The organism is Chengkuizengella axinellae (assembly GCF_030730905.1).
In the GTDB taxonomy this organism is placed as follows: Bacteria; Bacillota; Bacilli; order Paenibacillales; family KCTC-33759; genus Chengkuizengella; species Chengkuizengella axinellae.
In genome coordinates this window covers 260,343-275,070 of record NZ_JAVAMP010000002.1, presented here as the reverse complement: position 1 = coordinate 275,070, position 14,728 = coordinate 260,343, and the positions used below count along the sequence as shown (strand labels likewise).

At 33.7% G+C, this 14,728-nt stretch carries 17 protein-coding genes; 1 reads left to right on the top strand and 16 read right to left on the bottom strand.

The features are described from left to right. Window positions 1-21 precede the first annotated feature (21 nt). From dapB to Q5Y73_RS06910, 3 genes are all read right to left on the bottom strand, one after another. Entirely contained in the window at window positions 22-825 is an 804-nt protein-coding gene (gene dapB, locus Q5Y73_RS06920) for a 4-hydroxy-tetrahydrodipicolinate reductase (protein ID WP_305991129.1), read from the bottom strand. A gap of 22 nt (window positions 826-847) precedes the next feature. Next, window positions 848-1,369 carry a tetratricopeptide repeat protein gene (locus Q5Y73_RS06915; protein ID WP_305991128.1) on the bottom strand — a complete coding sequence of 174 codons (522 nt, stop codon included), beginning with the start codon at window positions 1,367-1,369 and terminating at the stop codon, window positions 848-850. Between the two features lie 126 nt (window positions 1,370-1,495). After that, window positions 1,496-1,822, bottom strand: coding sequence for a nucleotide pyrophosphohydrolase (locus Q5Y73_RS06910; protein WP_305991127.1), 327 nt, complete (start codon window positions 1,820-1,822; stop codon window positions 1,496-1,498). Window positions 1,823-1,992: 170 nt separating this feature from the next. Between Q5Y73_RS06910 and Q5Y73_RS06905 the strand changes: the two genes are divergently transcribed. Then, a complete protein-coding gene (locus tag Q5Y73_RS06905) occupies window positions 1,993-2,865 on the top strand; it encodes a YitT family protein (protein ID WP_305991126.1) in 873 nt (290 codons plus the stop codon). 234 nt (window positions 2,866-3,099) lie between these two features. On the opposite strand, the gene Q5Y73_RS06900 is transcribed toward Q5Y73_RS06905, so the two are convergent. The 13 genes from Q5Y73_RS06900 to hisC form a co-directional block, all read right to left on the bottom strand. Further along, window positions 3,100-3,960: a sporulation protein YpjB gene (locus tag Q5Y73_RS06900; RefSeq protein ID WP_305991125.1), complete on the bottom strand. Its 861-nt coding sequence runs from the start codon at window positions 3,958-3,960 to the stop codon at window positions 3,100-3,102. Between the two features lie 96 nt (window positions 3,961-4,056). Continuing rightward, complete coding sequence (locus Q5Y73_RS06895) at window positions 4,057-4,695, bottom strand: DUF1405 domain-containing protein (protein WP_305991124.1); 639 nt, start codon at window positions 4,693-4,695, stop codon at window positions 4,057-4,059. A 148-nt stretch (window positions 4,696-4,843) separates the two neighbouring features. Further along, window positions 4,844-5,749 carry a c-type cytochrome gene (locus Q5Y73_RS06890; RefSeq protein ID WP_305991123.1) on the bottom strand — a complete coding sequence of 302 codons (906 nt, stop codon included), beginning with the start codon at window positions 5,747-5,749 and terminating at the stop codon, window positions 4,844-4,846. 108 nt (window positions 5,750-5,857) lie between these two features. After that, window positions 5,858-6,529, bottom strand: a complete 672-nt coding sequence (qcrB, locus tag Q5Y73_RS06885) for a menaquinol-cytochrome c reductase cytochrome b subunit (protein WP_305991122.1) — start codon at window positions 6,527-6,529, stop codon at window positions 5,858-5,860. 18 nt (window positions 6,530-6,547) lie between these two features. Next, window positions 6,548-7,090, bottom strand: a complete 543-nt coding sequence (locus Q5Y73_RS06880) for a QcrA and Rieske domain-containing protein (protein ID WP_371320168.1) — start codon at window positions 7,088-7,090, stop codon at window positions 6,548-6,550. Between the two features lie 277 nt (window positions 7,091-7,367). Next, window positions 7,368-7,814 (bottom strand): DUF2487 family protein, encoded by a 447-nt coding sequence (locus Q5Y73_RS06875; RefSeq protein WP_305991121.1) that lies wholly within the window; start codon window positions 7,812-7,814, stop codon window positions 7,368-7,370. 121 nt (window positions 7,815-7,935) lie between these two features. After that, complete coding sequence (locus Q5Y73_RS06870) at window positions 7,936-8,127, bottom strand: IDEAL domain-containing protein (protein WP_305991120.1); 192 nt, start codon at window positions 8,125-8,127, stop codon at window positions 7,936-7,938. Between the two features lie 113 nt (window positions 8,128-8,240). Next, complete coding sequence (locus Q5Y73_RS06865) at window positions 8,241-9,368, bottom strand: hypothetical protein (RefSeq protein ID WP_305991119.1); 1,128 nt, start codon at window positions 9,366-9,368, stop codon at window positions 8,241-8,243. 291 nt (window positions 9,369-9,659) lie between these two features. Beyond that, a complete protein-coding gene (locus Q5Y73_RS06860) occupies window positions 9,660-10,271 on the bottom strand; it encodes a histidine phosphatase family protein (RefSeq protein WP_305991118.1) in 612 nt (203 codons plus the stop codon). Between the two features lie 279 nt (window positions 10,272-10,550). Then, the gene (locus Q5Y73_RS06855) at window positions 10,551-11,114 is read right to left on the bottom strand and encodes an anti-sigma factor family protein (protein ID WP_305991117.1); all 564 of its coding nucleotides are present in this window, start codon (window positions 11,112-11,114) and stop codon (window positions 10,551-10,553) included. Between the two features lies 1 nt (window position 11,115). Further along, the gene (locus Q5Y73_RS06850; protein WP_305991116.1) at window positions 11,116-11,709 is read right to left on the bottom strand and encodes an RNA polymerase sigma factor; all 594 of its coding nucleotides are present in this window, start codon (window positions 11,707-11,709) and stop codon (window positions 11,116-11,118) included. Window positions 11,710-12,486: 777 nt separating this feature from the next. After that, window positions 12,487-13,575: a prephenate dehydrogenase gene (locus Q5Y73_RS06845; RefSeq protein WP_305991625.1), complete on the bottom strand. Its 1,089-nt coding sequence runs from the start codon at window positions 13,573-13,575 to the stop codon at window positions 12,487-12,489. Between the two features lie 38 nt (window positions 13,576-13,613). Then, window positions 13,614-14,708: a histidinol-phosphate transaminase gene (gene hisC, locus Q5Y73_RS06840; RefSeq protein WP_305991115.1), complete on the bottom strand. Its 1,095-nt coding sequence runs from the start codon at window positions 14,706-14,708 to the stop codon at window positions 13,614-13,616. Window positions 14,709-14,728: the final 20 nt, after the last annotated feature.

Genomic DNA, 14,728 nt, shown 5'->3' with positions numbered 1-14,728 from the left:
TCTAAACAAAATGTATACTTTTTAATCTACAAAATGCTCGAATCCATATACTATTCCGGTAAGATCCATCACTTTTTGTATTGCTAAGTTAACACCAGGCATATACCCTTCTCTATCATAAGAGTCATGACGAATTTTCAAAGTTTGACCATGTCCGCCAAATATGACTTCCTGTTGAGCGAAAACACCTGGTAGTCTGACACTATGTATTCTAAATCCATTGTACTGCCCACCTCTAGCTCCATCAATCGTTTCTTTTTCCTCTGGGTTACCTTGACGTAACTCCTTTCGGCTTTCTGAAATGAGTTCAGCAGTTTTGATAGAGGTTCCTGATGGTGCATCAAGCTTTTGATCACCATGATACTCAATGATTTCTAAATGAGGCATATGTTTTGCAGCTTGTGCCGCGAACTTCATCATTAAAATCGCACCGATCGAAAAGTTAGGGGCAATGATTCCACCCATGTTTTCTTTTTTGCATAGCTCGTCCAATTCCTCAATATCCTGCGGTGTAAACCCAGTTGTTCCCACCACAGGTCTTACATTATGTTTTATTGCCATCTTTGTGTTTTTCATCACAACATGTGGCGTCGTAAAATCAACAATAACTTGTGCCCCTGACTCCACTAATGCCAGCTCTAGATCATCCTGAAGCATCACCCCACAAGGATCTAAACCAACTAAAGTACCTGCATCCTCTCCGCTTTTTGAATCAATGGCTGCAACTAATTCAAGTTCAGGTGAAGATAATACCATTTTAACTACTTCTTTTCCCATTCTCCCTGAAGCTCCAGATACAGCTACTTTAATTGTTTGTTCATTCATATTTCTTCTCACCTTATCCCTTTCATTTATACGATTGTAAATAAATTTTAAACATCATTTTATATTGTTTCAACAGTTCTTTCGCAATTTCATGATTTGGATCTAAATTCAATACTTCCTTTAATGTTTGAATGGCTTGACTATATTCTTCTAACTGAGCATAAGCAATGCCCATTAATAACCAAGCTTCAACAGACAATGGATCTAAATATGTTGCTTCTTTTAATAATATGATTGCCAAATGCAATTGATCCTCATTTTGATCAAAGTAAACCTCAGCTCGTTTAACAAGTTCCTTTGCTTTTATATGTTCATAATGAAACAAATACTCCTCATTGCTGTTGTCCAATGAAGAAGCTTTTTCAGCATGTTCTAAAGCTTTCGTTAATTTATTGCTTCTTGCATAAGTAATAGACAATTTATAATGAAATAAAGCATTGCCGGGCTCCTGTTCAATTGCTTCTTCAAACCACTCTATTGCCTGCTCAAAATCACTATTAAGAATGGATTCATATGCTTTTTTTATTTTTTCTTCTCCATCCATCTGCACCAACCTCCTCTCTATATTTAGAAAGTTTATACGTATATCCCTTATTAAACATCCTATATATGAAAGTGATGGTACAGCATATGAATATATTTCTAATATGGTGTTACGATTAGTCCATTTTTACTCAATTTTGGTCCATCTGTCCTTATCTCGAGTTTGAAATTTATTCATAACTTGATTAAATGCATCGGTTAGATTGATCCCCTGAGAATTCGCAAAGCATATTATAATGAATAGAATATCTGCTAATTCCATTTCAATTGAATTATCTTCTTCAGAAGGTTTTTTTGGTTTTTCACCGAATGAATGATTTACTTCTCTAGCTAGCTCCCCCACCTCTTCAGAAATTCTAGCTAGCATGGATAATGGGCTGAAATACCCTTCTTTGAATTGCGATATGTATTCATCCACTTCCTGTTGAAGTTGATTTAAAGTTTTATCTGACAATCACATCACATCCCCTTTAGAAAACCAGTAGTATTCTTCTTTTATGCCTTTCTACTATGTTATATCAAAGAAAGTTTAAAAACAATGTTATTGAAATATGAAGTTTTGATTTGTATGATAATCATAGTGAGTTAAAATGAAGACAACATACAATAATAAGGAGCTTATCTATGAGTTGGATCAAGAAAGGTTTTTCAATCAAACAATTGTTTTTCATTATGGTAGGTACAGGCATTTATGCATTTGGACTTAATATTTTAATTATCCCTAACGAATTAATGGAGGGTGGGGTTACAGGGATAGCCTTACTATTAAATTATGCATTTAATCTTCCTCCATCCTATACTACTTTATTTATCAACATTCCTTTATTTTATGTAGGTTGGAGACTATTTGGAAAACAATCTATGATATTAACGATATTTGGAACTGTTTCTCTTTCTGCATTTTTATTCCTTATGGAATTTAGTATTAACAATAACTGGATACAACCATTTGAAAATAATGATTATTTTTTAACAACACTTTATGCTGGAGTAGCTAGTGGGGTTGGATTAGGTATTGTTTTCCGTTATGGAGGAACTACAGGCGGTGCAGATATAGTAGCAAGAGCAGGTTATAAACTGAAGGGATGGAGCATTGGAAAAGTATTATTGGCCATTGATTTTATGGTGATCGGAGCCTCTATTTTTTATATTGAAAAAGAAAAGATTCTGTACACACTCGTTGTAGTGTTTATAGCTGCTCGTATTATTGATTTTATACAGGAAGGAGCTTATTCAGCCAAAGCTTTTACTATCATATCTGATAAATCTGAGGAAATTTCGGAAAGCATCTCCAATGAGTTAGAGCGCGGTTTAACTTTATTCATGACAAAAGGAGCTTATTCCAAAAAACATCGTGAAGCCGTATATTGCGTGGTCAGCAGAAGAGAGATTAGAAGAATGACAGTTTTAATAAAATCGATCGATCCAAGAGCTTTTATCATTATAAGTGATGTGCATGACGTGCTTGGAGAGGGGTTTAAGGAGGAGGAAGTCTAAAATCCAGTGTCAGACTTTCACCGATATTAGTTGTATCTAGCTTAGCTAGTTGCGTGAAATAAGGGAACTTCTTTCCCTTATTTCAATGAAATTATCTCATCATAAAAAAATAGAGGAAAATTTTGGCCTTATTCTTATCAGTTAACTCTCAATGAGATGAAATAAAATGAATAAAATCCTCGTTTTCCTCTATTTATCAAATCAGGATGATTTGATGCATCGTTATCCACATACCTATTTCCTAACTGAAACCACATGTGTCTTTTCATAATCATACCTTCTCCAACCAGCATAAAATAATACTGAAACAATGATGGTACCTATGGATATGATCCATGAGAATACATCTTGTTCCTTTTCGAATGGAATAACCCCCGAAGTTTCATCACGCAGGAATAACTCGTTCATAAAAAGTATCATTCCTTCTACTGCAGTGTTAATATTCTCCTTCTTACTTACATCAGAAATATTGTTTTGCAAAAATATAATATAAGAATCCAACTGTTCTATATGCTCTGGTTCTCGATTAATAATCATTGCAGGACGAATTAGTCCATAATGCTTTTTAAATGTTTCTAATAACCCATTTGCTTTCTCTACTTCACTTAATTGAACCGATTTTTGTAATTCTTCAAGATCTGAGTTTAATACACTGTAATATTGCAACCACATAGGTTCTTTCTGATGACTCAAAGCATCTATGGCTAAGTGAATTTTTGCAGAGGATATAAGTGCATCTTCTTTAGACATATTTACAGAGTTAAAGTTGCGTTTTGCATTCACAATTGAACTAGAAAGGGCTTGTATCCCTTCAATCGAGGTTAATCCATCATAATTCAACTCAGCTAATTGCTCACTTAACTTTAATAATATATCTCTAGCTTCAATATAGTTTTCTTCCGTTGTTTTTTGATACATTTCATTAGCTAACATATTCATCGTTTCCAACTGTTTTAATTTTTCTTCATCAATACTCATCACTTTTTGAGCAGAATGCTCTGGTTCGTTAGTAGAACAGCCACTTATTAGAACAAAACTAAAAACGATGAGCAGCATGTACACTCTGAAAGTAGATTTACTATTAAAACGAAACATAAAAAACATCCCCCTATAACGTTCAATACCACGATTGTTTAAATATATGGGGGGATGTCCACTTTTAGACCAAAAAAATCAAGGATAAATAAATGATCAATTCATATTAGATACTTTAAATCGAGTACCGATGTATGCAATCAATAAACTAAAGATACTTAATAGGATCGTAAACATTTGAATACTCGTCAAATCGTCTGTTAACTCCTTTGGCAACCATGGGTAAACATAATACTTATAATCTACATAGTCATTAAATAGTGTCCATATCGCAACTGGTATGATATGAATCATTTTAAATCCAAAGAAACGAATAAATAATACAGCCTCTAATGCCATACCAAGATGAGAAGTAGTTAACATCCAGTCCTGCCAAGATAATACGTCACCTTGAGCAGCAGCTGCAAATATCATAACAACGGCCCAAATTCCATATTTCACAGATGTCACTACACCAAAAACTTCAATAAAACCACGTAAAAATCCTGAACTTCTTTTATGCGTATATTCATCTATTAATAAATATAAAATCGATAAAGTAAAAAACAAACTAGCTGTTGGGCTATCTGGAACAACGAATACAAACCAATTTGAATATTCATTCATTGTATAGATAATTTGATTTTTGTACCAATAGTATCCATATATTGTTCCCAAAAAATTAACAATGAATAGTAACCACAATAAATGACGGTTTAATAAAAATGTTCTGCTCCAAAAAAATGATAAAGTCAAACTAACCTTTACCTCCATTCTAAAATCTTACATATAGGTTCCTAGCGGAGTATCTCGGAGATGTTGTCTATGTTTTTAAAAAAACCTGATCGAACTTCGATCAGGTTTTTCATAATTGTATCGCGAATATTTTCCTGTAGGACATTAATTAATGAGACTCAGTTGCTTCTTCCGGCGCTTCTTCTCCTGCTGGTGCTTTTTGTTCAGCTAACCACCCAGCAAGTGTATCAAGATCTGCCTCAGTTAACCCGGCGTCAAGGTTCGCTTGAGCCTGACCTGTCATTCCGCTACCAAATCCATTGTATATGATATCCGTAATTTCTTCTTTAGAATGCTTATCACCAATACCAAGAAGTGATGGCATTGAAGAAACCCCATTTAAATCCACAGCGTGACAAGACACACAAGAGGCTTTTTGATAAATCTCATATCCTTCACTTTCCTTGTTGACAATCGCAATGGGTTCAGCTTCTTTGCCACCAGGTTCTTCTAACCCAGCCGCAATTTTCTCAGCACGTTCAAGATGCTCAGGAATAATATTAAGTTCTTCCAATTCATGCTGATAACCTTGCCATGAAACCATTGTTAAAAAGATAGTTGCAAATAAAGATAAAAACATTAAAGAACTTGCAATTGGTCGTTTATACCAACGTCTTTCCTTACCAGTATCTAAAAACGGAGCAAGCATTAATGCTCCAAATAAAATACCTGGTAATACAAGTGTACCTAGTACAACATAAGCATCTGAAGTATAAGGATATTTTAGCAACTGATACATGAATAAGAAGTACCAGTCTGGAATCGGAACAAAATCTGTTTTAGTCGGATCCGCAGGATAACCTAACGGAGAAGGATGAGACATGGTAAGAATCATAAAGCCGACTAAAAAAACGGAACCAACCATCCATTCTTTTAATAAAAAATTGGGTATAAATGCCTCTGAATTTCCAGGATAAGCGGAATAATCAAGAGGAACATTGTTTTTCTTATATTTTTTAACTCTTGAATCCCCAACATAAACTACTTTTTCTTTCGAATTATGATCATGAGCCACGTATTGCTCCTCCTTTCATGAATTTTTTTAAGTTTTCAGTAACTCTAGAAATCAACCTCTAGAGAGGAATTTGCGAAACCCCGAAGATGTTCGCCTTAATGTTTCTTCTTATAGAGGACCAGATATTCCTTGTTTACGTATCATGAAGAAATGACCACCTAGCAACGCAAGCAATGCGCCTGGCAGGAAGAATACGTGTAATGCAAAGAACCTTGTTAAAGTTTGAGCCCCAACGATTTCCCCACCTTGTAAGAAGGTTTCGATATATTGTCCTAGATATGGAACAGAAGCTGCTATTTGAATCCCTACTTGTGTAGCAAAATAAGCTTTGTTATCCCAAGGCAATAAGTAACCTGTGAAACCTAAACCTAACATGACAAAGAAAATGGACATCCCTACAACCCAGTTCATTTCTCTTGGTGCTTTATAAGAACCTGTGAAAAACACTCTCAGCGTATGTAAAAACATCATTACAATAACTAAACTTGCACCCCAGTGATGCATACCACGAACGATAACACCAAATGCTACTTGATGTTGAAGATAATCAACACTCTTATATGCATTCACGATATCGTCTACATAATACATGGTTAAAAACATTCCTGATAAAATTTGGATGACAGTAATAAAAAACGTCAGTCCACCAAAGCAGTATACGAATGCAGAAAAGTGATGAGCTGGGTTCACATGCTCTGGAACCTCATGATCTGCAACGTCTCTCCACATCGGCGTGATATCAAGACGTTCGTCAATCCAATTATATACACTTTTTAACATCTGATTTTTACGCCTCCTTTATTCTACCCTCGTATTCGGTTTGATTTGACTTAAATAAACAGAACCATTTTCAATCTTTACATCATACTCATCCAATGGTGCTGGTGCAACTGCTAGGTTCTTACCATCTTTGGTATACCTTGCTGCGTGACATGGACAAAAATATTCATTTGGATAATTCACATTTTTCTCCCACTCAACTGTGCAGCCTAGATGTTTACAAATAGGTGACAATGCAAATACATCACCACTTGCATCTTTAGAAATCCATGCACCAAATCCCTTATCGGATTCGTACCAACCATCAACAACATTTTTCTCAAAATTAACCGCTGTTGGTGTGTCGGTAATTTTCTCTACATCAATAACCTTAACCCAATCTGATTCAGCTTTTGGTTGCAATAGAGGATCTACTGCAAATCTCAAATTAGCGATCAAAGGTAAACTCATCATGAATCCACCTGTGCCCCCGAGGGTATAGGAAAGGAATTGTCGACGAGTCATTTCACGTCTTTTGTTTGGTTTCCCATGTGATTGTTGCTCTTTATTATGATCTTGCACGTCTCTTTACCCCCTTTACTACATATCTCACGTTATCAATTTGTTGATAAAATGCTCAACATACTAGAACATAATAATAATAGCTTACGACTAAGGGGTCGTCAAGAATGATCTGTATGTATAATCCACATAAAACCTCCCTTTCGAAAAATGTAAGGAAATTGTCACAAGTTCGAATATACATTATTAATCATTATTGTTAATCTCTTCGGGTAGTTTTACCAAAGGTTTCTGGTTTTATGTCAAATCAAATAAAGTTTTGTTTTTCATTTCTAGATTATACAGATTCACCCTTTCCACTTTTATTATTCCACAATGCTTGGACTTTATTGGAAATCTCATCCTTTAAACTAACAAGATCCTGTTCTTTCTCATCAGGCATCAAAAACAAATCAAACTCTTGAAATTTCAGTTTGTCCATCTCCGTTTGATGTGTGATTAAAATGAGATATGTAAAACCCTGTTTTTTTAAATTTAATCTAATGTTGTTTAAATAAGATGCTAACTGCTCTTCCTCTTGATGAAAATGGACTGTAGGATAAGTCACAACTCTCCCGTTAAATGGTATTTCCACAAGATCCAACATGTCTCTTAACTCTTCTAATGCCTTCGTTGTTTCCATCGGGTTTTCTTCTCCTGTCAACCCTGTAAAAGGCAGCAAACATGTATCTAAGTATTCTCGATGTTCATCCCATAGATTAATTTCAATCTCACTAAATTTCATGAATCTTCTCCTAAACAAAATATGTATTGTAATCACATTCCATTTTATTTATTTTCATTAGAATTGTCCACACAATAATACAAAAAAAAGATAAATGAAATTTGATTCACTTATCTTTGAATTAAGCAGAAGATTCGTTTATTGATTTCAATTCATTTGTTAGTTTAATAAATAGTTCTTCATCTCCGTTTTGTAATGCATAATCTATCTCTTTATATAAGTTTACTTCACGGAATTTCCTCAAAGATTCTTTTATGACTACATCAGCGTGGAGATCCAACAAAGCTTCATAAATAATACTCATATTTCCCATTGTATAACCACCCTCCATCATGAAAAAGAAAACTGTTTCCATAATAAATTATATTCACTAACTAGATATATGGTTTGGGATTTGACCACCCATTTTTTAAAGTTTAAGTTGTTCTAATTTTGTTCTACTGGAATAATGATCGTATCTTCTTCATTTATGTGAATTCCTCTTATAATGAGTGTACCTACTTTCGTCATTTGAATCACTGTACCTTTAATTTCATGTTCACCTATTTTCAATAGGCCTAAATGCATCATCATTTTTAAAACTCTTTCTTCTAGGATGGAATCAATATTGTCATAATAATAAGGTTTTATATAATCATTTAAGACCTCTTTTAAGGATGAAACAGTTACCCAATTTTGTGCTAAAATGCTTGTCCAATGGACTATGGATTGAATATTGTGAATTGGGCCTTTATAAAGTCTTATCCAGAATCTATATACATTTTCTAAATTTTCTTTTTTCTCATTCTCTACTATGTCTCTTCCTTTATCCGTACATTTAAGAGTTTCGTTTTCTTCTTTAATTAACTTGTTGAAATAACAATAGTCATATATTAATGAAAATCTATTGGGATAATCCTTGAATTTCCTACCATATCCAAAACGCCACTCTCCTTTTTGAATCGGATTCTCTTGAATAGATAGTTGATTCAAGAATTGAAAAAGAGAACGTTTGTATAACGTACCTGAAGCAGTTAAATGAACTTCTTGCATATGGTACAACTCTTTTAAAAACAAATAGATATCTTGAATAATCAAATTAAATTCATCACGATATATATCAGGTTCTTGTATGTGTTCTATTTGCTGCTGAAACTTTTTTGATATCATATCCATAAAGCGTTTTTTGAGATCCTCTGGAAATTGGAACAGATATTTCGTTTTATGAGAGACACCATTAAACAGCCAACCTCTTTTTTTAAACGTAGTAATAGTTTCTCTCGGATTTAATTTCTCATCGTTCTCTTCGGCAAACCTAGTATTTTTCACTCTAGCCATTAAATCCTCAAGACTAAATGCTTCTCTTTTTTCAAATATGACCGTATTGATAAATCGTAAATCCTCAACACTGAGATTTTGCAAACTTTCCTCAAAAACATCCTTTCGATAAATTTTTGAAAGAATAGATTGAATTAAATCGTTTTTTGAATTGCTACTGCATTCGCATTCATAATATCTCGCAATACGATCTAACTGCTGAATATCAGCGAAGCTTAACATATCTGCTAAATTCATAATGGTACCTCCAGAGACTGCGCATATTTCTAGTACCATTATTGGATGATTAACAGAAAATATTCATAATTTTGGAATTTTTTTTATAAACTCCCCATTTCAATGCTTTTAATTTTAAGGATGTGATCATTTTTACTAGTGAAATAAGATATTTTTGGGAAAAGTAAGTGTTGCCTGAGTCACTTTTGTGGGAGTTTCGTCCATGTGACTAACGTAGGATCAGCACTTCCTGTGCTGAAAGCATATTTTTTTGGGGGGGTGTGTTTGTCCGGGCCCCGCAAAAGTAATAGGTTAGCTTCGGAGCTTTACATTACTTTTGTGGGTATCTTTGAGATGTTTCGTACAGTTTATTACATCAAATTTCCATTCATCCTGATCTTTTTGAAAAACTGAGATGGATGTGTTTTCAATTTTGTTGTCAAAGTCACCAATAAGTTCTCTTAATACTTGATTGATCAATCCCCCATGACTAACAATTAAAACCCTTTTGTTTGTATACTTTTTTTGGACATCCTCTATTAAACTAAAACCTCTCGATCTTAATTGTTCATCCTCCTCAATGTTCAATTCCTTAAGATCAATAGCTTCCCAATCCTCACCATACTTATCAACTCTATCTTGATGGGTCAAGCCTTCTAATTCCCCTAAAAATCGCTCCCTTAACCTTTCATCATAGGACGATACTTTAAGACTTAAACGTTCTGCAATAATAGCGGCCGTTTCTTTGGCTCTTGCTAAATCACTGCTTATGATAACATCCCATTCTTCCCCAACTAGTCGTTCTCCTAGTGCTGCAGCTTGTATCCTTCCCTTTTCATTTAAAGACACATCTCTATGTCCTTGAATGATTCGTTTTTGATTCCAATCCGTTACACCATGCCTAACAAATCCAATTATAGTCATTTTTCACAATCCTTTCTTATTTAAAGATAACTTATTTCAAGAGATCATCTTGAACAATATAGAGAATCTTGCTATTAGTGGGAGTTTTTATATCTATCACTAGTAGTTAGATGACCTTACCCTAGTTTCTAAAGTCCGTTATCTCCCCTTTGAGAAGAGGGAGTCTTACGGAGTGTTGATACGGGATAAATAAAAAAGCCCCCGCCTTAAATATAAAAGTGGAGACTCGTTATAAATTAGTTTTACACTACTGCTGTATTGAATAACCTGTTAATAAAATTAGGATCTAATTCTTGTAAACCAATTAAGAATTAAAATAGTACCAATTAACCCCAATAATGAAAGGACAATTAAGTAATTTGGGAAACTTGGATCAACTACTAATTGAACTGGTAAAGGATCATTAATGCTGGCTACAGTTACAATTCCTGACTGAGGTACAACCGATTCAGCTGTATCCGTTTGGAAATTATTCGTTAAGGACAAGAATAAACTTGTTACAAATATTGCAAAACAAAACGAAATTAAAAATGTAACATTCCTTTTAAATTTAAATGAAAATGAATATATTCGATCTTGAATTGGAACTTTCCATGATTCTTCCATGTAAATTCGATCCATGACTGAACTTGAAATGTTCTGATTTGATTGAAATGTATGCTCATGCTCATCTTCAAATGAAGAGGTCATATGTATAAAATCTCTACTCTTTTCCCACACATCAAACTCTTCAGAACAAGATGAACATGTTTTAAGATGCTGGTCTATTTTAATACGTTTAAAATCATTTTCTGGCAAATCCCAGTACAATGCAAATGATTCCTGAGCCTCTTTACAATTCATATTATTTCATCCCCTCATACTCTTCATATTTAGGTTCATGAAAGTATGGTTCCAATTGATTTTTCACACTTACTCTAGCTCTAAATAAAAGTGATTTTACAGAACTAATTGATTGACCTAAAATGTTTGCAATTTCTTGATAGTCTAGTTGATTATATTCTCTTAATATAAGTGCTGATCTTTGTTTTTCTGGCAGATTATTTATCGCTTCTCTTACTAAGGAAACTTTTTCGTTTCTTAACATGGATTGTTCAGGCATCATTTCAAAATCTGCTAATGGCACAAAACCATTCTCATCATCATCTATGGATACCTTTGTGCTTTTGTGTTTACGAAGCTCACTTAAAACAGTGTTTCTAGCAATCGTATACAACCAAGTAGAAAAGGAAGCTTCAACTTCTCTAAACGTACCTAAACTTCGATATGCTTTATAAAAAGTATCTTGGCATAAGTCTTCAGATGAGCTTTCCAATCCTGAACTCTTTAACATATTATAAATAAATGAATAAATTTTACGCTCATAACGTTTTATAAGTACTGAGTATAATTGCGTATCTCCATCTTTTATATCTCTGATCAACTGGGAATCAGTCACTATAAGCGTACCCCCTAGTTCAAAACTCCTCCCCAGTGTTTATATTATATTTTTACTACACTGGAGATAAAAAGTTGCGTTGTTTTATAAAAAAATCATGTACCTTATCCTTAACAAAAACACTTGGCGTAGTCTACCAAAGGTTTAATCAAAAAATCTATTATCATAAACCTAGCAGCCCCACAAAGTATTAGGAACCAAATACTAGCCTTCTTTAATTTATGTTTAAAAACTTATAAATTCTTAAGTTATAAAAAAAGTGTATTCATATAAAAAAAATTCATTCTCAAAAAAAATATTAAGAATCTAGTGTATCATCATAAAAATTAACATTTTTCATTAATATTGTAACTGTGGCAAAGATCTTATTGTAAACTATATTAGAAAAAATTTCAAGTCGTTGCCTCTAAATTAACTTTTTATTATTATAACATGAATTTTATGAAAAAAAGTTACAAATTCAATCAAATTATTGTTATTTATAACTAACATATTTATAATGCGCCATGAAAACACATTTCTTATACTACAAGATAAAAAAGAATATTCTCTAAAGATACCGTTTTCAAAAAAAAGCCACCTTCTTAGAAGGTGGCTGCACATATCTTATGTGCTTATATTTGGATAGGAGTGGAGAGAAACCATACTGTAGTAATAGTATAATGTATACGTTTTCATTTTGTCAACCATTTATTTTTTTCTGTAAAGAAAAATCGTAAAGTGCAAAAAAAACCGCTACTTCATTTTAATGAGTAACGGAAAAATTTTATATTATATTTAAAAATGGACTGAATAAGATAATTCTTTTAATAACTCCACAGCGTTTTCTAGATCATTTTCACTTCTAAAGGACAATCTTAATATTCCAGGAACTTCAGCTCTACTTTCAATGATCTCAATGTTCTTTAAGCTTATTTTTCGATTGCCCAACTCTGAAGTTATATGTCCTATTACACCAGGGTGATCCTTAATATCTACATAAACATCAAATAGAGATGTCATAACCCCTTTTCTACGCTCAGGCAGTTTACTTCGAAAGTCACTTGCAAATTTAAATTGATCTTCGACACCTTGACCATCATCTGATTTTAATAACTCAATAAATTTAGAAATCTCCAGTTGCCAATCTTCCAACAGATGCAGCAAAATCTTTTTATTATTTAATAAAATATCTCTCCAAATCACTGGATCACCTGAAGCAATGCGTGTTAAATCCTTGAACCCGCCAGCAGCCAACCGCTCATACAAATCATTTTGATCATTGTATTTTGCAACTTGATTTACTAATGAGACTGCGATGATATGAGGTAAATGGCTAATCGCACCTACGATATCATCATGCGTTGAAGCATCTACTTTAATAATTTGTGATTTTGTATAAGCTAATAAATCTTCAAGTCTTTTATAAATATGCTCAGGAATTTCCGGATCAGGCGTAAGCACATAAAATGCATTTTCAAATAAGTATGAAGTTGCCGCATCAACACCTGAGCGCTCTGAACCAGCCATTGGATGACCACCAATAAAATAACCATTTTTTAACGAAATGGATTTTGCGCAGGAAGTAATGGATTCTTTGGTACTACCTACATCGGTAATAATGCAATCTGATTTTAATGGAAGCTTGCTCAATTTAAGCAAGTATTCCTCTAATAACCCAACTGGTACACAAAGAAATATAAAATCTGCATCTAGTGCTGCTTCTTCTATGGATGTCGTAGCTTCATCAACGACTTTTCTGTCTACATATTTTTGGACGGATTTTGGATTGTTAGAATGCCCTACTACTCTTATGTTTGGTTTATCCTTAAAACATAAAGCAAGTGAACCCCCTATTAAACCTACACCGAATATTGTAATTTTCATCATTTAATTCACTCTTTTTCTATGATTTCAAAAAATCCTTAGTCATTTATTTCATTTAATACGGATTCCAACACATTTATAAACTCTTCGTTTTGCTCTTGTGACCCTATTGTAACACGTAAGGAGGTTGGAAATCCTAATTGATGTCCACCACGAATAATGATTCCTTTTTGCAATAAACCTTGAAATACTAACTCTGCAGGTTTTTGAACATCCACCATCACAAAATTACCATAAGCAGGATAACTAGAAAGTCCCAGACGTTCAAACTGTCCTTTTAAATAAGCAAGACCTAATTTATTTTTTTCACGGCAATCTTTAATGAACTCCTGATCTTCAATGGCTGCCAAAGCAGCAGACTGGGCATATCTCGTTGTGTTAAAAGGCTCTCTAACCTGATTAATAGTATGGATGATTTCCGGATGAGCGATTCCATATCCTATTCGTAATGAAGCTAGTCCATAAATTTTAGAGAAAGTACGCAAAACAACTAGATTTTTAAATTGTTTCATCAAGGACAAGCTATCAGGATATTCATTTTGCTCATTATATTCAGCATACGCTTCATCAAAAACAACAAGTACATGGTTTGGAACCTGCTCTAAGAAGGCTTTAACCTCATCATGGGAATTGATCGTCCCTGTTGGATTGTTCGGACAACAGACCCAAATTATTTTTGTGCGATTCGTAATTTTGGCTAACATCTCATCTAAATCATGCGTTCCATCTTTTAAAGGCACTTCAATACAAACTGCGCCCTCAATTTCTGCATTATGTTTATATTGTGGAAAGGTGTGAGTTGCCATTATGGTTTCGTCGCCTTTTACAAGAAAAGCACGGGCTATCATTAAGATCACTTCGTCTGAACCAGCACCAAAAATCAATTGATCAGATGGAACATTATAAAATTCACTCAATTTGTCCGTTAATTTTGTACTTGCACCATCTGGATAAATATTTGTGTTTTCAAACTCAGACATCAGCGCCTGTTTTACTTTTTCTGAAAATCCATACGGATTTTCATTCGAAGCGAGTTTGATTATTTTTTCCAATCCAAATTCTTTTTTTACTTCATCTGTTGATTTTCCCGGTTTATAAACTGGCAAATGAATAATATTGGACTTTGGCTGCATATTACTTCACCTCTTTAACA